Origin of the sequence: Paenarthrobacter nitroguajacolicus (assembly GCF_007786235.1) — a bacterium.
Taxonomy (GTDB): Bacteria; Actinomycetota; Actinomycetes; order Actinomycetales; family Micrococcaceae; genus Arthrobacter; species Arthrobacter nitroguajacolicus_A.
Window position 1 is genome coordinate 225,142 of sequence record NZ_VNFK01000001.1, and the last position, 20,696, is coordinate 245,837.

A 20,696-nucleotide genomic window follows, 5' to 3' on the forward strand; every position below is an offset into this window, starting at 1 on the left:
AGGTCAGGGCCTTTTTGAATTGGTAGCGGGCAGCGGCACTTTGCGTGTCGAAGCCATCGTGTCTGCTCTATTCCGGCGGCTGGGACCTGCTTGGTTCGGCACGAGCAGACGGCCGCGGCTGTTGGTGTTTGACTGGGGCGGTCGTCGCGGGGGGGCACGGCCGCCGGCCGGCGCGGCTCCATGACACTCCGTGTTTCGGCCGTCCGGTGAAGCCGCCGTGGGCTATGCGTGTCTGGCGCTCCCGGGCCCCGACTGTCAGGGAATGCTGGGAGGTGTCCCGATATACCACTGCTACCTAGAATATACGGCGCCTTATATTGACTATAAGCAAAATATAGCTATATATTGTGTAGGCGGCGGAGAAACGCTCCCCTTGGAATCCTGAAACTCGGAAGGTCAATGATGGATAAGAGCTACAGGCCCGCACGCTTCCTGTTGAGCGCTGACATGATCAGGGAGATGGATGAGGTCCTTCGGTCTGGTCTGGGTGGGTTCCAGTCCCGTGATGAAATCGTGCGGGAAGCCCTGCATGCATACATTGCTGAGCTCCACGATATTCAAGGCGGAGATGAGCAGGACAAGTCGTTCATGCCGAGGCCCTCAACGGGACCGAAGATTCAGACGGAAGTTGTCTCTTTGGTCGGCACCACAGACGGTCCGCAGCTGTCGACCATCCACTGTCCGGAATCGGTCTTCACCACTGAAGGCGAGCCCGTCTTTGTCGAGAAGAGTCCGATGCTGGGCCTGCACAACAGAGACTGGCCTTCCTTCTGGGCACTCGGTCACCTTGCGGCAATGTCGGCGGAACAACCCATTGACTTCAGGGGCTTCCTTGATGACGTGACGGAAAAGGCGTGGCGGCTAGCTGAAGGCTTCCGGGGAACCGTAGGGACTGATGAGAAAGCTGCCCTGAAGATGCTTCCGACCAACAGCCTGAAGAAGCAGTCCGCCGACACGGGATTTCAAAGCTTTGCCATCGGCTCGATCTCCAGCAAGGCCGCCCATCAAGGCCGATACAAGGTCTCGGGGCCACTCCCCCAGTGGGGCGCAGTGGCTTTTTCAGAGCTGAGTTCAAAGCCGAAAATAGCTCTGACTCCTGCCGGTTGGAGCCTGCTTAAGATCGTCCGGGGTCTATCACCGTTGCCGCCGAACCCACGGACCGTAGCGCTGGAGTTCTTCGACTATCTGAAAGTTCATTCGCCGCAGGATTGGTGGGGTTTTGAAACGACAGTCCGCGAGGTATCCGCGTCGCCAGTCCGGGACGAGCTCCTGGCCAAGATGGAGTCCGCGCGCGATTGGAGCACGTCGATCGCAGCTTCGGCAACCCAAGGCTACATAGCGCGCTGCCGTGAATGGGGCTTGGTCGAGCCCAAGCTCGTTGCTGGAAGCTACCAACTCACTGATTTCGGAAAGGAAATACTTAAGAATGTCTAGTAACCCACTCTTCCCGGGCTGGAAGTTCGTCGAACACCACCCGGAAGCAAAGTCACGTGATCCGCTGCAATCCGAGCTCCTCAACCAAGAGTCATTTCTCCCGGCCGATGCCCTAGTCAGGGAGAGCATTCAGAACTCCTTGGACGCCAAAGTCCCCGACACCGAGCAGGTCCGGATCCGGATCTATGTCTCAGGTGATGCGGGCGCCCTCACGAAGGACGAGGCCGCCCCATATTTTCAGGGTTTCTGGCCCCACATCAACGAATGCGAAAACGGCGGGCAGGTCGTATCGGCCCTTCAAGAGGGCCCTTGCCGTTTTGTGGTCATCGAGGACTTCGGCACGATTGGCTTGACGGGGGATCCGGCTGCCACACGTGTGCCGAAGGGAGTCTCCAATAACTACTACTACTTCATGCGAGCAGAAGGAATCTCACAGAAGGAATCCTCCAGTCTCGGCCGCTGGGGTGTTGGAAAGTATGTGTTCCCGAAGACTAGTGGCGTCAATGCCTTCTTGGCCTACACCAACCGTGCAGGGGAAGAGGGCCCCGGACTGCTAGTCGGTCAGGCTGTGCTGATGAATCACAGCCTTGATGGAAAAGACTACGACCCTGACGGCTGGTGGGCCAACCCCGACCCCGGCGTTCAGATGCCGATTACGGATCATGGGCTGGTCAAAGAGACTATCGCCCGGTGGAACATTTCACGAACCACTGAAACAGGCCTCAGCATCGTGATCCCCTATGTTGATGCGGCTTTGAACGGCACGGATTTCTTGCGTGCCGTGATCCGAGCCTACTTCGGCGCCATCTTGGCAAAGCGCCTCACTGTTGAGGTCGAAGACCCCAGCGGTGCCGGTACCGTCAACATCGAGAGCGGCAATCTGTTGCCACTTGCAGAGCAGTACTTCGCCGGAGATGAGCGCGTACGCATTGTCAGCGAGATTCAGCTGATGGAGGCTAAGGACGCCATCCCCGAGGAAAACCGCTTCACGACGGCAATGGTGGCCGGAAGGCCTGACAAGGGATGGTCTTCGGCGACCATAGATGCTGAGATGGCTAGGGACGTCCGTCGGCTTCTCGAAACCGGACAGCCGGTCCACGTCACTGTCCCCATTGAGATCCGTCTGAAGGAAGACTCAGGCGAGACCTCGGTGGAATCCCACTTTCACGTGCTCTTGCAGCAGAACGAGTCCTTGCGACAGAAACCGCTGTACATGCGAGGCGGCATCATCGTCTCCGACGCATCCCGCTCTGCGTTGCCTGGGATCCGAGCTATCTGCATTGTCGAGGACGAAGCGCTGACTAAGATGCTCGGCGACGCTGAAAACCCCGCCCACACAACGTGGACAGCCAACGACAAGATCAGGGCGCGATATGTCCGCGGCAGTGATCTGCTCGCATTGGTAAAGGCGGCACCCCATAAGATTTACCAGCTAGTTCTCGACGCCGCCTTGGAGGAACAACGCGTTATCTTCGCAGATATCTTCGCAGTCCCCCTTGAAGACCCCGATGCCACCAAGAAGCGCCGCAGTCCTGCTGGACGAACAAAGTCAGGTGGCAAACGGATCACGCCTCCCGGGGGCGGCCAGAAGTCCTCTGCCGTCCCGCTCACCCGGATCCAAGCCGAGCCCGGGGGCGGTTTCACGGTGCTTCCGACCAACCACGGCCGCGGCGGCGACCTCAAGCGAGTCGAAGTATCTGTCGCGTACGAAACACGCCGTGGCAATGCCCTGGCCAAATGGCGCAAGGAAGACTTTGACCTTGCCGCGTTCGCCCCCGTGGTCATGGGAGGAAAAATTGAAAAGCAGGCAGGAAACTTGCTCTCAGCAATCGTTCACGATGCCGAAAACTTCAAACTGACCATCATGGGTTTCGACGTCAACCGCGACCTTCATATCCGAGCAAGGGGGCATTCCAAGTAATGGCAACGATCAACTTCACAGGCCGACTCAAAATCGACAGGTCAAAAGTCCACATCCGCCTCCGCGAAGACGATGGCAAGATCATGCTGGACGTTCTCAGGTTGGATCTGGACGGTCTGGAGCTGCCGCCTTCGGCCGCAGTCACCGTGGAGGCATATCGCCAAACGGTCAAAGTCCGCATTCCCTGCGGATCGGTAGGGGCACTCGAGAAACCACAGAATCTCCACATCACTGACTTTGACGTCATGGAGACCATCCAGCTGAGAGTGCGAGTCGTTGGAACGGAAGGTTCGTCCCACGGCAAAATTCTCGCAGTGGCAGACCACCTGAGAGGCGCCACTGAAGACGAGCAGAATTCCGAGCCCTTGCTAAAGCTCCAGCGAGACGAGCTGGGAGACCTGGTCTGGAAATTCGGCCTCGACGGAGACCAGCCGATCCTGTATGTGAACAAGGATCTGCAGAACCATGATGGGATCGTCAATGCCCCGTACTTCAAGGCGCTTATTCTTCCGGAGTTCTTCCGACAGGTATGCCTGTGGATTGCCCGGAACCTCGACGATTCTCAGGATCCCCATTCAACAGTTAGGCATTGGCTCATCTACTTCGAGAGCATCGGCGTGGATCTCGACGAGCTGGATGCACTCGAAGCCGACGACCCGAGCAACGAGGACATCATCAACAACTGGGCGCAAGCGGCGGCGGCCACCTTTGCCACCCAAATCAATTCCTTGGCGCTGCTGAATGGCACAGCCGAGGTGGAAGGAGAGGACGATAATGACTGAAATGCGACGTTTTACAGAACCCGGCCTTATTGCAGCTCGGGAGCTGCTCATCCAGCTGAGGCGAGGCGAACCTGCTGACATCGACGCCCTCCTGACCAACGAGCACAACACGGTACTGATGTCGGATGGAATCGACTATGAGGTGTGCTCGTTCGATGACCGGGAACACGCCGGACAGTACTTTTTCAAGTTGCTTGGTCCACTGACCGGCAAATACCCCGACTTGGCGGCCGACGCCGGCCTTTGGACGTGGTTATCGCTCAAGTGGCTGGATATCCTGGCACCGTCGGACGTGAGCACCGGCGCCAGGACCATCCGCGCCACCGAGCGTTACGTGCTCAACCCCCGTTCGTACACCACGTACTACCGCCACTACCTCTCCGGCCCCTATCGAATCTACAAAGCCCACCAAGACGACCTAAACAGTGCCAGGGCCGTTCTGGCAACGCCCGTCACGAGTCCCGGCGAAGTCGTCGAACAGATCGCGTCAAATCAAGAAATCATCAGCAATCGCACCCTAATGGGGGTAGTCACCGGCCTTTATGTGGATCCTGCGACTCGGCAACTCAAACGCGGTTCAGGGAGCAGCGGCGGTGGATCTCCCCGCCGTCTGGCGGAGGTGCTGGCCCAATTCGACCAGACTTGGGACACCTCGGCCATGACACCAGCCGAAATCATCGGTCTGCTGCCACAGGAATTCGACAAGTTCAAGGCGTAGCACTAGTCCCGTCTTGGCCAGACCTGGGCCGGGGCCACGATTCTCGACCAGTGGAACAGGGAGCGCCCCGATCTGGATGTCAGTTCCATGGGTATCCTGGGTCGGCTCGACGGGGCGAGTCGACCCCCGACACTCGATGTCCAGAAGCCTCGGTGGCGGAGGCGTCTGTGTTTCCCACCACGTTGTACTGGAACAGGGCATTGGGCGAGTTTTACGGCCACATCCCGCCGGAGTTGCCAGCGATCAACCAATATTTGCCCATGCCCAACTTCGGCCCGCTGTTGGGCAGCACGATCGCGTCTCTGGTTATGGTGATGCCCTCGAACCTCAGGGGCAAAGCAACGAATCATGTATCGCTTACTGAGCTCGATGCCCGGCGAGCACAGTACGCTCTCCCTTCAAGGATGCTGTAAGCACAAGTCCGCAATCTGCTAATCACGAAGCCCCAGACCGGGAGCCCGTCCGGATACTCGCTAGCTCACCACCCATCGCCCACCCCCTACCCACACAACCGATCCTGCACCTCCATCAGAGCCGACAGCATCTGACTGCTCATCAAATCGCGTTCGTCCACCAAGTCCTCACCCGCCCGCAACGACGGCTCCGGAGCAGGAGACACGGCCATTGACGCTTGGTATCGCCCATCGTCGGAACTGAGCGCGACGGTCCGGAAGTCGACGAAACCGCCTTTTGTGAAGAAACGCGGTGCGCCGCCGCAGTCCGGGGACCATTTGACCAGCCCCAACGCAAAGGGTCCGATCACCACCTTCTTCATCTCCGTCAAGGAACTGGCGGACAAGACCCGGCCACCAAAGAGTGCAGCTATGAAGTCATTGACGTCGGCCATGGTCGAGACCACTACTGGCAGCGGGGAACCCAGCTGTTCCAGGACCGGGCCACCGGTGACGCGCTTGCCTCGGACGCTCACGTAGCCCTTGACCAAGTCAGGAGCGTCCGGCTCCTCCTCGTCGATAGTCGTATGGGTCAGCCCGAGCGGGCTGATGATGTCGTCGCGAAGAATCTGCGGATACGACTCGCCACGGAACTTTTCCAGGATCAGTCCCAAGGCCAGGTTGTTCGAGTCGGAGTAGTGGAATAGCCCGACAGTTCGCGCTTCCCAAGGCAACGTACCGGCGAGCTGAAGAGCCTGCGGAGTTGTCAGCCCCTGAGAGGAAGCAGACACAAAGTCCTCCAAGCTCCGGATCATGACGTCTAGGTAATCTGGCATTCCCGACGTCTGGGAGGGCAATTGCCTCAGAGTGATCGGCACGGGAGCTTTGAGACCAACCCCAAATCTCTCCAAAGCCCGTTGACGGGATAATGAAGTGCGATCAGTCCATCGTCGACGAGTTTCAGCACGGAAACCGCCGTCATGGTCTTGGTAACGCTTGAAACGGGGACTCGATCCTGCGGCCGGGCCGGTTGCCTCGTGTCCAGGTCGCGCACTCCGTAAGCCTTCGACCATACACCACCCGGCCACCGCAGCTGGGCGAGGACAGCCACAGCGTCTTGGTCCATGAAGGTCTGCATCGCGTACTCCAGGGAGCTGATGGCCTCTGCGTCGCTGAACGACGCCGACGGCGAGGCCGAAGGCGATGGAGACGGCGACGGCGGCGGGCCCGGTGAAGTGCACCCGGCAAACACCGATCCGGCTAGCACCGACGCGACCATCACTCCAGTCAGTCGAACGAGCCAGCCATGCGGTTCATCAACGCACCAACTTGAACGCGAAGTAAGACCTCGGGGCCAGCACCAATCCGGCTTACGTCCAGCCAATGAGCACTGCCTCCTGGATACGGCTCAGGGCCGCGACGACACATCACCGCGAGCGCATTCCAGCGCTACCGCTAATTTGATCGTCCTCCCGCCACCCTTGCGGGACAAGCATCAGAACTCCACTCCCGTCAGCTAAGCACTTTCACCTTCGCCGGCACCGGCCGACCCGCATCGGCCCCAGCCCGCTGCACCAGATACACCGACCCCAGTACCAACACCGCGCCCACAATCTGCCAGCCCGACAACGCCTCCCCCAGGAATACGAACCCCAGCGCGGTCGCCACGAGCGGGCTCAGGAATCCCAGGAACGAGACCACCATCGTGGGCAGCCGCTGGATCCCCCGGAACCACACAGCGTAAGCCACCAACGCACCAATGACACTGAGGTACGCAAAGCCGGCAAGATTGGGCAAGGTAACCGACGTCGGCAGTCCTTCAACCACCAGCGTCACCGGCAGCAGCATCACCCCACCCATCGCCAACTGAAGGCCGGTAAACCCAAGCAGCCCCACGCCGTCGGGCCTTCCCCAACGTTTTGTCAGGACAATGCCGGCCGCCATGCTCAGCGCACCCGCCATCCCGGCAAGCACACCAATGACCGTCAGCGACGCGTCGGAGCGCAGGACCAGCAAACCGACCCCGGCGGCTCCCACAGCGCACGCCACGATGTGCGCGAGGCGGATCCTCTCCCCCAGCAGCAACGCACCCAGGAAGAGCACGAACAGCGGCTGGATCGACCCAACCAACGCCGCCAACCCACCCGGCAACTGGTACGCGGTGAAGAACAGCAGGAAGAAGAACAGCCCGATGTTCAGTGCGCCCAGTGCCGCGGCCTTGAACCACCAGGATCCCCGCGGCCACGTCCGGGTGACGAGCATCAGCACGATCCCGGCAGGCAGGGCCCGCACGGTTGCGGCAAGGAGCGGCCTGTCGGCGGGAAGGAATTGCGTTGTCACCAGATAGGTGGAGCCCCAGACCATCGGCGCGAGCGCGGTGATGAAGAGGTCGCGGGGAGACATCCGAGCCATTGTTCACTTCCATACATTTTGATGTCGAACTATTTGATGTATGACAATCTAGGTGTTGTACTGTTTGAGGTCAAGCATGGGAGGCCAATGGACCGCGACGCAGTGGACACGATTCTTGACCAGTGGAACCGGGAGCGCCCCGATCTGGATGTCAGTTCCATGGGCATTTTGGGCCGGCTCGCAAGGGCGAACCGTCTGGCGTCACTCGATGTCCAGAAATTCATGAACCAGTTCGGGCTGGAGCCTTGGGAGTTCGACGTCCTGGCAACATTGCGTCGGTCCGCGACCGAGGCGCCACTCACGCCCGGGCAGCTCGCCAGTCTGACCATGATCGGCTCCGCAGCCATGACCAACCGCGTGGACCGCTTGGTGAACCGCGGCCTGATCCACCGCGAGACCAACCCCGGGAACCGCCGTCAGCTGCTGGTCAGCCTCACGCCCGAGGGACTTGCCCTGGTTGACGAGGTGGTGGAACACCACGTGGAGAATCAGCAGAAGATGCTCGACGGCCTGTCCAAGACTGAGAGGACACAGCTGGCGAACCTCTTGCGGAAGTTCCTCCTGGCAAACAACGACGGCGAACCCTCCTGAGCGGGTAGCGTCACCCATGCGAGGATGAGGCGTGGACACTTCCTCTGAGCAGCTGGCGATCGCAATCGGCAAAGCGCTGGGCGGCGGACAGGCAAGCGCCTACACCGGCACCTCGTACTGCCAGAGCGGCAACCACTTGGTGAGGCATGCAGTTTCGGTGCACCCAAGGGCCTTCATCTGGTCTGCGAAGGAGTTACCGGACGGGCCAACGAGAACGTTCGAACCCCGCTCACTCACACTTCAGACGGATGGCGTCGATGATTTCAGCCTTTCCATTGACCGCATCCCGTTCTCGTTTCCTGAAGCCGTCCAGCTTTCATTCCCGCTCTCCCTGCCCATATGGGGTCGGCAACTGGACGACTACCACCCTGTCGCTTGTGAAGTGAACGGCTCGGACACGACACTCCTGCTGAGGCACAGGGTAGACCGGACAATTTTCGGGTCCTTCACCTTCGATACAGAAAGCGGAATCGCGAAAACACTGTTTTCCCCCACGACGGCACTGAAACTGGAGCGCGAGCTCCCTCCGGAGAACGGAGAACACGACTTCGGATTCGTGTCCGGCTTCGGTGACCCAGACTTGCAGAATCGCCTTCGCCCCGACGAAAACACCCATTGACAAGGAGATGGCCCGCAGACGTCAGTCCACAGGCCATCATCAACTTCCCGGTCACTCAAGCTCGCTAGGCTCCTGGTTGGTTTCTTTACGTTTGCTCCGCCTCAACACATAAACGCCGTAGCAACCGAACCCCAGCATGAGTACAGCAGCACCGGCACGCCACCAAACAAACGGCTGCCAGGCCGCGAAATTGACGGCCATAGCGAAGAACATCACTACTTGCAGTGGATGCGGAACCCTGCTCACCATTTCCCCCCTAAGACGGTGAATACGCTCTGGTGGTTAGATCCACGACGCCCAGCGCTCCTCACTGTGGCACTCCAGATTCTGACGAACCACCATCGTCTGGGTCTGAGAAGTGCCCGAACCTCGTCATCCACCTATGCACAGCCATGGAGACGGCCGAGCTGAGCAGGGGAACCAGAACGGAACTCCATTCATATCCTCTGAGAAGTAGCGCTGAAGTCATCGCCATCATGCATCCCCCACCCAAAGCGGCAGAATACGGTCGTCCCGTCTCGACCGGGACCCATCGCAAGCGTTTGTAGTAGAACGTCGCAGCCACGAGAAGGCCGATAAGCGCTAGAACAGCAAGGAAAACCAGCGAACTGGGGACCAGTCCCACTATCGCCATGCCAATTCCCATAATTAGAGACAAAACAACTGAGTATTGCTTGGCTCTACTCAAGTTCCTACCTGCCCTTCAGCAACCTCTATTGAAGTCGACTAACATCCCTGCCAAACCAAGCCCGAGAGCACAGCCAACTGCCGCTGGAGGGTAGGCGGCAAAGGGACCACAGAAAGCGGTGTTGAAGGCGAACCAAGCCCAAAACGCTGCCCACGCCGATGGGCACTGAGGAAGCGAACCCCACCCAAAAGTTGTTAGCGCTCCGGAGTCGTTGGTGTACGACGCCATAGCGTCTTTATGGACGATCATTGTCACCCAGTTGCTGGAGTCCGAAGCGGGCCGGACCTTGTACTCCAGGATCCTTTTCTCCATCAGATCGACCATGCCAGTGAGAGCATCAGTTGGCATCGATGCCGCCAATCCCTCAATCTGCATGTTTTTGTCGAGTCCTTTGAAACTCTTCAGGTACTTGGACACTGCCTTAGACGAAGTGATGAGGTTCAACCGAACTTCAAACCCAAGCGGGTCCTGCGCCTTTACCTTTTCAATGGCGTGGTGGAGTTCTTCAGATGCAACGCGATCTGGGTTCACAACTAGAGTAGATGTGCTGACAGTCTTGTTGTCGTGAGACGCTACGGGTTCCGGAGGAGCGGCATGTGCCGCCAGGGGAACTGACGCCAGTAGCGTTGCAGTGGTCAATATGACGGCAGCTATCTGAAGTCCCTGCTTCCTCCAGGAGACGGACAACGTATGAGGACTGGACATACTCGTTCTTGTGGTGCTGATGCGCTTCAGGGTCACGATTACTCCTAGTGACGAACGATCCTGCTTTGACTCGCATAGCCTGCGCCAGCAGAATGCCCTCTAGGTGGCGGAAACCCGGAAAATGAGTGCTGCCAGGGCCAAATTAGGTGCCGAGAAGCCCAAAAATGAGTGGTGAAACGCAGCGTCTAGGTGGTGGCCTCAACGCTGAATGAAACAGGCGCGGGACCCGCCACCAGCGGATCCCACACCTGACCTACCTCAAGCAACCAACGAATTACTTCAACCCCGGCGGAACATTACCCACGGCAATGCCCATGATGTTGAGCCCCTCATTGACCAGCGCGTTCCCCTGCGGCAGCGTCACGCTGGAGACCTCGAAAGCCGGCGGAATGTCGATCTTCGTGGCAAACACCCGGGCCGGTTCATCCACCCGCACCACCGTCGACGGGCCACCGATGTAGGCCTGCGTGTGCCGCTGGTGATAGGCCGAGGAAGCTACAACCACCGAAGTATCCGAAGCAACCCCCGTGCGCCAGTTCGGCAGCGACAGCACCACGTCGCGTTTCTGCCCGTTGGTGAAATGCACCGTCGCCACCCCGGAGGACACGTTGCCGGTGGAGAAGCCAGTCACCAGCAAAGTCCGGCCGCGCCCTGACAGTGCCACTTCCTGCCCGGCAGCCTTCACAGTGTCCGGAGTCCCCACAGCCGTCGGATGCCACACGGACGAGACACCAAAGGCCGAATACGACGAGCCCGAGACAAGCCCGGCCGCAGCCAGCGCCTCCTCCGAGAACGTCCGACGATCCGAACTAACAGCTCCGTTCCGCGGATTGGCCGCGTTCGCCACCGACGTCTGATTCACCAACGCGCCCAACGGCAACGCAGAAGCAGCAACTCCCGGCCCTTGGTACGCACCGATGTTCGGCGCTCCAACAAGAACCCCAACAGAACCCCCGCCAGAGGTGACGTTACCGAAGAAGTCCCTGCCGCCGTCGTCGGCCACAACAGTGCCGGCACCCAACAGCGGCGAGCCTGACCGCAACCGGTATCCGGGAACGTCCAACGAAGCCTGCCCCGAACCACCCGCAACCAACCGCGGATTACCCAGCACCGACCCCATCTCTCCAGCAGGTGGCAGGATCCCGCCGAAGTACGCGTTGTTCGCATACACAGCAGCAGCGGACTTAAGAACGCCGCCCGGCGCCACAAACAGGTTGTTCCGCACCTCGCGTGGGCCGGTCATGTCATCCAAAAACACACGCGACGGGCAGTAAAACGTGTTGTTGTAGATGTAGTGCTTGCCGGTGCCGCTGCTGCTGCCGCCCAGACGGCAATCGTCCTGGGCGATGTTGTAACGAAGCACCACGTTCGCCGCAGTAGCGCCGCCGCCGCAATTGGACACACAGTTGAGGTAGAAGCCGCCGGCGTTCCCGTACGAGTAGTTGTACTGGAAGAGGCAGGTTCCCACGATCTTCATGTCGCAGTCCCAGGCGGTGGAATCGTACGTGGAGGTGGTGCTGTTGCCCACCACGTTGAACTGGAACACCGGGTTCTTGGAGTTGTACGGCCACATGCCCGCGAAGTTGCCGCCTTCATACGGGTGGGCGCCCTGCCCGAGGTTCAGGCCCCTGTTGTGTTCGATCAGCGGCGCGTCCGAGTTGTGGATCACGATCGCATCGCCGCCCACGTCATGGATCTCGTTCCGCGCAACGTAGACCTTGGTGTTGTAGCGCTCGGTGGTGTCCGGCGCGGAGATCTTGACACCACCGCCGGCGGTGTCGTTGACCTCGTTATCGGTGATGGTGATGCCGTCCACTGAGCCCTTGCCCCAAGTGCGCACCATGATGCCGGCCGACTGCGCAAAGCCAGCGCCGTTCGTGGCCTTATTGCGCCACCCTGCCACGTCTTCCACATGGTTTCCCGTGACCACAATTCCGGCGGTCTGCGCCGTTCCACTGTTCTCAAACAGGATCCCCACCCGGCGGACCGGAGTGTCCGAAGGGTTCACCACACGCAGGCCGCTGACCGTCCAGTGGCTGGCATTCGTGATCTGGATGGCCGCCACTGCGCCGCCACCGTTGATGGTGGGCTTCTCGCCATCGCCGTAACTGGAGAGCGTGATGGGATGGTTTGCGACGCCGCTACCTACCGGGGTCAGCGCGCCGGCACAGTCGGTGCCCGCCCGGAAAAGGATCGACTCGCCGGCGTTGAACGCCCCGTGCCCGTTGACCTGTGCGATCGAGTTGAAGGGGCTTCCCTGGCTGCCGTCACCGGGCGCAGGGGCCGAGCAATCCACATAAAACTTCGCGTCGCTGAGCTGCACGATGAACACGCCGATCTTGCCTGTCGTGGCCACATCAAAGGGGCCCGTCCCGGTGGCGACGAATTCCGTGGCCCCGCCCGCGGCTCCAGCAGGCACCACGACGGTGATGGTGGCAGCGCCGGTGGCGTCAGCGACGGCGTCGGCCAGCTTTTCGCCGCGAAGGCTCAAGCTAACAGGACTGAGCGGCTTGAGGTCACGCACGACGACGGTGGCCGGCGTCCCGGGGACCAGCCCGTTGAGGTTGGTCCCGGCTGAGCCCTCGACGCGCAGCGGCGCCGCGATGAACGCGTCCGAGCAGTTGATCCGTGCATCTGCCCAGTCGGCGTGGTCGTTGCCATTCCCTTCCGGGCCGGTCTCCACTTTCAGCTGCAGCGTGTTGCCGCCGCTGAGGTCCACGTTGACGGGCAGCGACCCATCGGTCCCCTTCCGCTCCCCCGCGAACCGCTCCACGCCATCCACCAACACCTTGAAGTCCACGCGTCCGCGGTCGCCCTGAGTGTCATCCACCCCCACCTGCGCAAGGAACTGCTTGCACTGACCCCCCAGGTTGTACGTAATGGACGACGCCGCGTGGGTGCCGATCCCCTTCGCGTAAACAGTGCCACCGATAGTCAGCGGCCGGCGGTTCGCGTCACCGGCGGCCTGGCCCCCGTTGCTCATGTCCAGTTCCGCCGGCCCCCAACCGTTGGTCATGCTCGCCCACGGAACGTCGCTGGCATAGACGACGCCGGTGGGCGGCGGTGGTTGTTCTGCCGCGGTGGCGCTTGGGCTGGTTGCGATTCCGGTGACCAGCAATGCTGCCGTTAGTGCCGCCGAAGCAGTTGTTGCTGCCAGACGCCTGGCCATGGGTTGTGGGTGCAAGTGAGGCTCCTCATTGAGTGGGTTTCCTCAAGGAGTTTCTGTTCCTTGCGCGGTGGGGGCAACGAAATGCACAGGTATGAACAGCGAGAATCGCCGCCAGACCGCTGGCGGCTCGGGTGCTTGGCTGCCGCCTCTAACAAAATCCGCCCGATCGGACTATGCTCCGGTGCATCGCGTGATGGCTATGTTGCTAATGGGGGTAACAGTGATGTTCCGATCAAAATCGACCACGAATCCATGCCGGAAAACGCCCGAAAAGCAGAGACGCCCGTTGCTCGTGGGAACCGCTCTCGCAGCGGCTGCTCTTCTCGTCGGGCCAACTGCGGTTCCGGCACACGCGAGCCAGCCAAACGCGCGTGCTTTCAGTGTCCCTGCGAACAACTGGGACTACGTCAACATCAACACCGGCTATGACGACGACGTCCTCGCCCGCGACGCAGCCGGCGACCTCTGGGTCTACCCCGGCGATGGTCTGGGTGGCTGGAAGAAACCCCGCTCCAAAATGGGCGAAGGCTGGAATGTGATGACCGCCATCATCGGTGCGGGGAAATTCCAGAGTGAGTTCAACGATGACCTCCTTGCCCGCGATATCAACGGCGATCTGTGGCTCTACCCCGGTGGTTACGGGTACCTCAAACCACGAACCAAAGTAGGCGTCGGCTGGAACGCGATGACCGCCATCATGGGACCTGGCGACTTCGACGGCGACTACTGTGCCGACGTCATCGCCCGCGACGTGGAGGGCCGCCTTTGGTTGTACCCGGGCGACCACCAAGGAGGCTGGCACCCAAGGGTCCAAATCGGTGTCGGCTGGAACGTGATGACCGCGCTGATCGGTCGCGGCGACTTCAACGAAGACGGCAAGCGGGACGTCATGGCGCGCGACACCAGCGGGCGGCTCTGGCTCTACCCCGGTGACGGCAAGGGCGGGTGGCTGCCCCGCTCGCAGGTAGGCGAAGGCTGGAACGCCATGACGGCCATCATCGCCACCGGACGGTTCGACAGAAACTACCCCGGCTATTCGCAGATCATCGCCCGCGACACCAACGGAGACCTCTGGCTCTACCCCGGTGTCGGCAGCCGTTTCCTTGAACCACGGAAGAAGATCGGCGAAGGCTGGAATGTGATGACCGCCTTGGTCTGAAGCGAGCAAAGCGCGAGCCGGAACCCTCGGTACGAAGGCGCGTTCCGCCGTCGTGCTCCTATAAAGCGAGTGCTATTTTGGGCCGAACCAGTTGGTTTGAGGGGGACGGCGTGGAAGCTTGGCAGTGGCTTCTAGCAGTGTTGGCGGGACTGTCCGCCGTCTTCGTCATAGGATCTAACATTTGGGCAATCTTCGATGTCCTGCGGGAGGACCGCCTCGATCAAACACGCCGGGTCATCTGGGTGCTGTTGTTGTTCGTGATGCCGCTGTTCGGGGTTGTGGTGTGGCTCTATGCCAAGCCACGTCTAAATGGTTTGGGTAGTCGCCTGCGATTGCGGAAGACTCTTTAGGTGTTGGGTACAGCCACTGTGGCTTTGATTGCCGCACAAGCATTGTGGGCTATCAGGCAAGATGCGGCAGCAGCGGCTATCGCGGCCGCGACGGACGCCCTGGTCGAAGGGCTCGACGGTCCGGCCCTCCGCGAACTTGCCGGCGCTTCGCCGAACATCAACGTCTTCGAGCTCGGAGTACTTATGGACGATGCTCTCAGAGAGCTGGGCGTGGCGACGGGCGACATGAGCAAGGACGATGCCCAGCTTGTGGCGGCTTACCATTACGCCAGCCAAACCATCGATGGAACCCTGCCCTTAAGGGAACTCGCATCGTGGGCGCACCGGATTGTCGGCCACGAAGGACACCCAATAGCGCAAGAGTTGGTTGAACTTGATGACGCATATGATGCGTATGACGGATGGGGTGGGCAACCCGACGACGCCATGCAGGTGGTCACTAATTTTATGGACGTAGCCGGGCCGGAGATTCAAAAGTGGATGCGCCCAGGAGCGGCGAGCCAATGAAGCCCTCACGCATGCTGTGGACGTGGCCCACGACATTCGGGCCGGACGAGATTGTCCGTTGCATGGTCGATTATGCCTTCAGCATCGAGACCCAAGGCGGCATTGTCCTCAGGGTCGAGAATGAATTCATTTACGAGACAGCTTCCGGCCTGACTCATCGTCTCGACCCCGCCGGGGTTCCTTCCCTGTTGGGTCCAGCACTCTCGATCGCACGTTCCTCAGTCACGGCAGGGATCGCTGACGACCGTGGAACCCTTCACCTGGATTTCGCCGACGGTAGCGCCATTGCTGTCCCGGCCGATGAACAATACGAGGCGTGGACTCTCAATGGGCCTGACGGCTTGCTGTTGGTTTCCACTCCTGGCGGCAGCCTTGCAAGGTGGGGTCTGGGCACAGAGTAATCCCAGCGGAGCCTGCACAACTATTTGCCACGCTGCAGGCACCCAGGGCGCGTTCCGGCGTCGTGCTTCAGCGTGCTGGGAGTTCAGCTGCAAGGATGACTTCATGGAGCCAAACGTCGAGCAGCTGTTAGGCGGACCGCGTGGGCGGCGCCTGTGCCTTGAACTCGCGATGGAAATGGACCAGGACATTCGGATCGCCCTCTTCCACCTCGGCTTCAACCTCGATCCTGGGGCCGGGAGATCACGGAAGATGTTGACCATGTCTCCGTACGGCGAGGCGCCACCTCCCCCTCCAGAGCCGACCGTGAATGAACTCGCAGCAATGATCACGTCCTTGGACCTCACCGGCATCACCAACGGGCAGGTTCAGAAAGCCTTGGAGCGGGCCGTTGACACCGCGCGGTATTGGCAGGAGCCCGACGGCGAGGACGTCCTTGCCGCCGCGCCCGCAACATCAAGGGCGCTAGCCCACGTCGCAGGCGGCGTTCTGAGGACATCCGCCGCAGAATCATGGACCCGCGAGTCTCAGGTGCGGCAGTGGGCCATCGACTGGCGCTCATCGGAAGACCCTGCGCCCCTCCCAGGAAATCCCCGCCAGAAGTTGGCAGAGTGGGCGCGCAACCAACGGGCCGGGGAGGTCCGTGCTGCGTGGGAACGCCCTGCAGACATTAGGGCCAACGTGGGCGGCGAGTGGTGGTCGATCCCCCACGGGCTGATCCAGACAGTGGCGCGAATCCCCGAGGGGCTCAGTCTTGTGGAGGATTCCCTCGGTTGGGAGGAAGCCACCACCATCGCCGTCAGCGGGACAGGCCGGATTCTGGAGATTCGCACAGAAGAGGACTGGACCAAACTCTGCCGCGCTTTCCCATTGGAGGTCACTGCCTCCCGCAGGCACGACTGGTTCCGGACCACGGGCCGCCATGGCCGCTGGGTCATCCCTGACTGGGAAAGGGCAAGCTCACGATGGGACGCCGTCCACCTCACTGTCGTGGGCTACCTTCGCTTGGCCGGCCGCGCGCTCACAGTGGACGAAGGAACGGCAAGTGTCATCGCCGGGTGGAACCCCGACTCCACGTTCTGGCTCAACGACGTTGTCCGCGAATCCGGGGAGCCCCGCCAGCACTGGCACCGGGAACACAACCAGGACGAGTGGGAGTTGGCCTCCGGCGACTAACCGCGAAACCGGACGCGGCCGCCGTCGTACATCCTCGCGCGGGTGCGGCAGGTCAGCCGCCCGCAATTTCCCGCAGCGTTTGCAGGTGCGCTGCCCACACGTCCCGCCCTGCGGCCGTCAGGCTTGCGGACGTCCTGGGCATCTTGCCGGCGAAGCTCTTCTTGATCTTCACGAACTCGGCCTTCTCCAAAATCGCGAGCTGCTTGCTCAGAACGGAGTCGCTGACCTGGATTGCATCGCGCAGGTCCTTGAAGTCCAGCGACTCTGCCTTAGCAAGCGCGGCCATGATGGAAAACCGCACTGGTGAATGGACCAGCTCATTGAGCTTGTGGCGCGGGTGTTCGGCCGGCGTGCTCATGCGCGCAGCTCGCGGAACGCGGCACCCATGCCGATGGCAGCCAAGGCAACAGCAGCCGGAATGAAGAACCAGAGGTTGCCACTCGGGAAGAAGTAGGCTCCGCAAACGAGCGCCACAACGTACAGGCCGAAGTAGGCGATCAGGGACGTTAGGAACCGTTTGGTGTACCCGGCTTTTGTTGACCTTTGGAACATGGGCCAGACGCACGCGGTGATGGCACCCCAAGCTCCCACCGAGCAGGCCAGAAGGGCCGCGCCGTACCCCGTGTGGAGGACGATGTGCATCCCGATCATCAGCAGGGAACCCATGATCGCGAGGCTGGTGAACATCACGGCCACAGGCCAGGCAGCCGCGTTGACTGACGTTGCGCCGAGTGAGTCTGCCTTGGCCAGGAGTTCGCGTGCTTCAGCTGCTGACAAGTTGCCTGTGGTCTCGTTCATGGTTCCCCCAAAGTTGAATGATCAGTAAATGAACACTAGAAAGTACTTTCCATGTTGTCAAGTACTTTCCAAACATTCGGCCACCTAGTTACCACCCACCCCACCAGTCCCGGTAAATTTGGACCCAAGAGTTTTTGACCCTCGGTGAGTTACACGCCCCAGCCTCACGAAAGCAGGATCACATGACCGTTTCTCCCCTTATCTGGGGTATTACCATCGTCGTCATTTTGGCGCTCTTGGCCTTCGACTACTTCTTCCACATCCGGAAGGCACACGTCCCGTCCCTGAAGGAAGCGGCCATCTGGTCGTCTATCTACGTTGGCCTGGCGGTGGTCTTCGGAATCTTGGTCCTGGTGTTCGGCGGGGCCCAAATGGGCTCGGAATACTTCGCCGGCTACATCACGGAGAAGGCCCTGTCGGTAGACAACCTGTTCGTGTTCCTGATCATCATGGCGAGCTTCCGCGTGCCGCGTGAAGATCAGCAGAAGGTCCTGCTCTTCGGCATCGTGTTCTCGCTGATTGCCCGTACTGGCTTCATTTTCCTTGGTGCGGCGCTGATCAACTCGTTCGCCTGGGTGTTCTACATCTTCGGACTCATCCTCTTGCTCACGGCAGGCAACCTGCTCAAGCCGGACGGCCATGGCGACGACCAAGCGAACAACTTCATCATCCGTCTGGCCAAGAGGCTCTTCCACACCACGGACAAGTACGACGGCGACAAGCTCTTCACCGTCGTCAACGGCAAGCGGGCCCTGACTCCCATGCTTCTGGTGATGGTGGCCATCGGCGGCACGGACATCCTCTTCGCGCTCGACTCCATCCCGGCAATCTTCGGCCTCACCCAGAACGTCTTCATCGTCTTCACCGCGACGGCCTTCTCCTTGATGGGCCTGCGCCAGCTCTACTTCCTGATCGACGGACTGCTGGACCGCCTCATCTACCTCTCCTACGGCCTGGCAGCCATTCTCGCCTTCATTGGCGTCAAGCTGATCCTCCACGCCCTGCACGAGAACAACCTTCCGTTCATCAATGGTGGCGAACACGTCAACGTCATCGAGATCACCACCGGGCTCTCCCTGAGCGTCATCATCGGCGTCCTGGTCGTCACCGTGGTGCTCTCACTGATCAGCCCAGCGGGCAAGGCCCAGACGGCCATCAACAACGCCCGCCGTCACGCGGTGGACTACCTCGACCTCGACTACACCGCCGACGCCAACGAGCGCGAGCGTATCTACCGCGCACTGACAGCGGAAGAGGCGCAGATCGTCCAGATGCCGCTGAAGTATCGGAACAAGGCCAAGGACGTGGAGAAGATCCGCGAGCAGGTGAAGGAAGCGCACCGCCAGCACGAGGCGTTCCTCAACCGCTAGTCCCCGTTCGAGGTCAGGCGCCCAGGAGCACGCTGATCTGATCCCGGATCTCATCGCCAACCTGGGCGTCCGTGAGTCCCATGGTGGCCGACGACGACATGCTGACGAACATGATGGAGGAGACTATCCGTGCCAGCTTCGACGGATCGCGGGCAACCAGAGCCTCGTCCCTACCAAGGACCTCGGCGATGGCTTCTTCTGTGCGAATGGTGAGAGACAGCGCCTCTGCATGGTGCGGCTCGGCGGGATCTCCGAAGACGATTTCCTTCAGGTAGGTTCGGCCGTTCTCGATCTGGACTCGATTGCACTCAACGATGGGAGTGATGATGGCCATCACTGCGTCGAGAACAGCCTTTTCCGTGGAAGCAGCATCGACGCCCGAGGCGAGCGCCTCAGCGTATTTCATGTTGTGCACCAGCAGCAGCAGTTCCGCCTTGGTCTTGGCGTAGAGGAACAAGGTTCCCGATCCGACGTCGGCCTTCTCCGCCACTTGCTGGGTGGTGACCTCGTCCACTCCGTATTGGGTGAAAAGCTCTCGTGCGGCGGCGGTGATGCGGTCAAGCTTTTCCTGCTTGTTCCGCTCGCGTCGGCCAAGGGTCTGGGGCGCAGGCTGCATTCAGCTACCGTATCAGCGGCCCAGGAACTCAAGGACTGCAGGGACGAACCTGTCATGGAACTGGAAGATGCCACCGTGTCCGGAATCGGGGTAGATGACCAGTTCGCTGCCGGGAATCCGTCGGTGCATATCACTTGAAAGCACTGACGGCACCATGCGATCGTTATCCCCGTTGGCGATCAGCGCCGGCTGGGTGATGACGCCCAGATCGGCCGACGGCGACAGCCCCCACCGTCTGATGGCCTTAAGTTGCGTCTGGAACGCCTGGAGCTTGATGGGCGCCTCACGGTTGGTGGTGCGTTCTTTGAGCCGATTGATAAAGGCTCGCGCGGCCGGCTTACCGGCGGCGTTCCGGTTGAAGAACAGGAACTCCTTGGGATCCTGCCGGGTAAGGGTGGCGCGGAGCATGTCGTAGTAGGTGGTTCCGATGATCTTCTGGATGCCTTCCCCACCGGCAGGACCCGTACCGGCCAGCACCAGCTTGCGAACCAAGGATGGGTGCTTGAGGACCAGCGACTGGGCGATCATTCCACCGAGTGAGAAGCCGAACAGATCCACCTTCTGATAGCCGAGTGCATGAATGAAGGTGGAGGCGTCGTCGGCCATGCTTTCTATGCTGTCCGGAACGCTACCAGTGGACGCGCCCACTCCCCGGTTGCTGAAGGTGATCACGTGGTGCTTCGCCGCGATGGGATCGATGATGCGCGGATCCCAGTTGTCCATGGTCCCGGCGAGGTGAATCAGGAAGACCACCGGAACCCCGCCCTTGGGCCCCATCTCCCGGTACGCATAGCTGATGCCGTCGGCCGTCACTGTCTTAGCGGGTACGTTCAGGTACCCGCTTGCCTGGATGTTCTGCTCACTCATGATGTTTGTCCTGTCGGTTTGTG

At 60.6% G+C, this 20,696-nt stretch carries 21 protein-coding genes; 12 read left to right on the forward strand and 9 right to left on the reverse strand.

Going from position 1 to position 20,696, the window contains the following annotated elements:
* Positions 1 to 513: 513 nt before the first annotated feature.
* Genes FQP90_RS00995 through FQP90_RS01010 form a run of 4 tightly spaced genes read left to right on the forward strand, consistent with a single transcriptional unit; the run spans position 514 to position 4,855 of the window.
* On the forward strand, positions 514 to 1,434 hold the full coding sequence (locus FQP90_RS00995) for a hypothetical protein (protein ID WP_144647805.1): 921 nt from the start codon (positions 514 to 516) through the stop codon (positions 1,432 to 1,434).
* Entirely contained in the window at positions 1,427 to 3,355 is a 1,929-nt protein-coding gene (locus tag FQP90_RS01000) for a hypothetical protein (RefSeq protein WP_144647807.1), read from the forward strand. Before FQP90_RS00995 ends, FQP90_RS01000 begins: the two co-directional genes overlap by 8 nt.
* Positions 3,355 to 4,137: a hypothetical protein gene (locus FQP90_RS01005; protein ID WP_144647809.1), complete on the forward strand. Its 783-nt coding sequence runs from the start codon at positions 3,355 to 3,357 to the stop codon at positions 4,135 to 4,137. The genes FQP90_RS01000 and FQP90_RS01005 overlap by 1 nt, the downstream gene beginning before the upstream one ends.
* Positions 4,130 to 4,855, forward strand: coding sequence for a hypothetical protein (locus FQP90_RS01010; RefSeq protein WP_144647811.1), 726 nt, complete (start codon positions 4,130 to 4,132; stop codon positions 4,853 to 4,855). Before FQP90_RS01005 ends, FQP90_RS01010 begins: the two co-directional genes overlap by 8 nt.
* 499 nt (positions 4,856 to 5,354) lie before the next feature.
* Here FQP90_RS01010 and FQP90_RS01020 read toward each other — a convergent pair whose 3' ends face one another.
* The 3 genes from FQP90_RS01020 to FQP90_RS01030 all read right to left on the reverse strand — a co-directional run bounded on the left by FQP90_RS01020 (position 5,355) and on the right by FQP90_RS01030 (position 7,650).
* Entirely contained in the window at positions 5,355 to 6,083 is a 729-nt protein-coding gene (locus FQP90_RS01020; protein ID WP_144647813.1) for a serine hydrolase, read from the reverse strand.
* Between the two features lie 26 nt (positions 6,084 to 6,109).
* Complete coding sequence (locus tag FQP90_RS23740; RefSeq protein WP_144647815.1) at positions 6,110 to 6,526, reverse strand: serine hydrolase; 417 nt, start codon at positions 6,524 to 6,526, stop codon at positions 6,110 to 6,112.
* A gap of 233 nt (positions 6,527 to 6,759) precedes the next feature.
* Complete coding sequence (locus FQP90_RS01030) at positions 6,760 to 7,650, reverse strand: EamA family transporter (protein WP_144647817.1); 891 nt, start codon at positions 7,648 to 7,650, stop codon at positions 6,760 to 6,762.
* A 96-nt stretch (positions 7,651 to 7,746) separates the two neighbouring features.
* Between FQP90_RS01030 and FQP90_RS01035 the strand changes: the two genes are divergently transcribed.
* Both FQP90_RS01035 and FQP90_RS01040 read left to right on the forward strand, forming a co-directional pair.
* Positions 7,747 to 8,250, forward strand: coding sequence for a MarR family winged helix-turn-helix transcriptional regulator (locus FQP90_RS01035; protein WP_144647819.1), 504 nt, complete (start codon positions 7,747 to 7,749; stop codon positions 8,248 to 8,250).
* 31 nt (positions 8,251 to 8,281) lie between these two features.
* A complete protein-coding gene (locus FQP90_RS01040; protein ID WP_144647821.1) occupies positions 8,282 to 8,869 on the forward strand; it encodes a hypothetical protein in 588 nt (195 codons plus the stop codon).
* A gap of 703 nt (positions 8,870 to 9,572) precedes the next feature.
* On the opposite strand, the gene FQP90_RS01045 is transcribed toward FQP90_RS01040, so the two are convergent.
* Both FQP90_RS01045 and FQP90_RS01050 read right to left on the reverse strand, forming a co-directional pair.
* The gene (locus FQP90_RS01045; RefSeq protein WP_144647823.1) at positions 9,573 to 10,298 is read right to left on the reverse strand and encodes a hypothetical protein; all 726 of its coding nucleotides are present in this window, start codon (positions 10,296 to 10,298) and stop codon (positions 9,573 to 9,575) included.
* A gap of 238 nt (positions 10,299 to 10,536) precedes the next feature.
* Positions 10,537 to 13,431 carry an NPCBM/NEW2 domain-containing protein gene (locus tag FQP90_RS01050; protein WP_144647825.1) on the reverse strand — a complete coding sequence of 965 codons (2,895 nt, stop codon included), beginning with the start codon at positions 13,429 to 13,431 and terminating at the stop codon, positions 10,537 to 10,539.
* 292 nt (positions 13,432 to 13,723) lie between these two features.
* Between FQP90_RS01050 and FQP90_RS01055 the strand changes: the two genes are divergently transcribed.
* The 5 genes from FQP90_RS01055 to FQP90_RS01075 all read left to right on the forward strand — a co-directional run bounded on the left by FQP90_RS01055 (position 13,724) and on the right by FQP90_RS01075 (position 17,022).
* Positions 13,724 to 14,590, forward strand: a complete 867-nt coding sequence (locus FQP90_RS01055; protein WP_144647827.1) for a hypothetical protein — start codon at positions 13,724 to 13,726, stop codon at positions 14,588 to 14,590.
* Between the two features lie 110 nt (positions 14,591 to 14,700).
* Positions 14,701 to 14,940, forward strand: a complete 240-nt coding sequence (locus FQP90_RS23205) for a PLD nuclease N-terminal domain-containing protein (RefSeq protein ID WP_167510388.1) — start codon at positions 14,701 to 14,703, stop codon at positions 14,938 to 14,940.
* Entirely contained in the window at positions 14,941 to 15,447 is a 507-nt protein-coding gene (locus FQP90_RS01065) for a hypothetical protein (protein WP_144647831.1), read from the forward strand.
* Complete coding sequence (locus FQP90_RS01070) at positions 15,444 to 15,848, forward strand: DUF6188 family protein (protein WP_144647833.1); 405 nt, start codon at positions 15,444 to 15,446, stop codon at positions 15,846 to 15,848. The genes FQP90_RS01065 and FQP90_RS01070 overlap by 4 nt, the downstream gene beginning before the upstream one ends.
* 103 nt (positions 15,849 to 15,951) lie before the next feature.
* Positions 15,952 to 17,022 (forward strand): hypothetical protein, encoded by a 1,071-nt coding sequence (locus tag FQP90_RS01075; protein ID WP_144647835.1) that lies wholly within the window; start codon positions 15,952 to 15,954, stop codon positions 17,020 to 17,022.
* Between the two features lie 52 nt (positions 17,023 to 17,074).
* Here the strand turns inward: FQP90_RS01075 and FQP90_RS01080 are convergent, their stop codons facing one another.
* Together FQP90_RS01080 and FQP90_RS01085 are read right to left on the reverse strand one after the other, a co-directional pair.
* Positions 17,075 to 17,380: a winged helix-turn-helix domain-containing protein gene (locus tag FQP90_RS01080; RefSeq protein WP_144647837.1), complete on the reverse strand. Its 306-nt coding sequence runs from the start codon at positions 17,378 to 17,380 to the stop codon at positions 17,075 to 17,077.
* Positions 17,377 to 17,820, reverse strand: coding sequence for a hypothetical protein (locus FQP90_RS01085; protein WP_144647839.1), 444 nt, complete (start codon positions 17,818 to 17,820; stop codon positions 17,377 to 17,379). Before FQP90_RS01085 ends, FQP90_RS01080 begins: the two co-directional genes overlap by 4 nt.
* Positions 17,821 to 18,002: 182 nt before the next feature.
* Here FQP90_RS01085 and FQP90_RS01090 point away from each other — a divergent pair, with 182 nt between their 5' ends.
* Entirely contained in the window at positions 18,003 to 19,190 is a 1,188-nt protein-coding gene (locus FQP90_RS01090) for a TerC family protein (protein WP_144647841.1), read from the forward strand.
* Positions 19,191 to 19,203: 13 nt separating this feature from the next.
* On the opposite strand, the gene FQP90_RS01095 is transcribed toward FQP90_RS01090, so the two are convergent.
* Both FQP90_RS01095 and FQP90_RS01100 read right to left on the reverse strand, forming a co-directional pair.
* Complete coding sequence (locus FQP90_RS01095) at positions 19,204 to 19,806, reverse strand: TetR/AcrR family transcriptional regulator (RefSeq protein ID WP_144647843.1); 603 nt, start codon at positions 19,804 to 19,806, stop codon at positions 19,204 to 19,206.
* A gap of 12 nt (positions 19,807 to 19,818) precedes the next feature.
* Complete coding sequence (locus FQP90_RS01100; RefSeq protein WP_144647845.1) at positions 19,819 to 20,673, reverse strand: alpha/beta fold hydrolase; 855 nt, start codon at positions 20,671 to 20,673, stop codon at positions 19,819 to 19,821.
* Positions 20,674 to 20,696 lie beyond the last annotated feature (23 nt).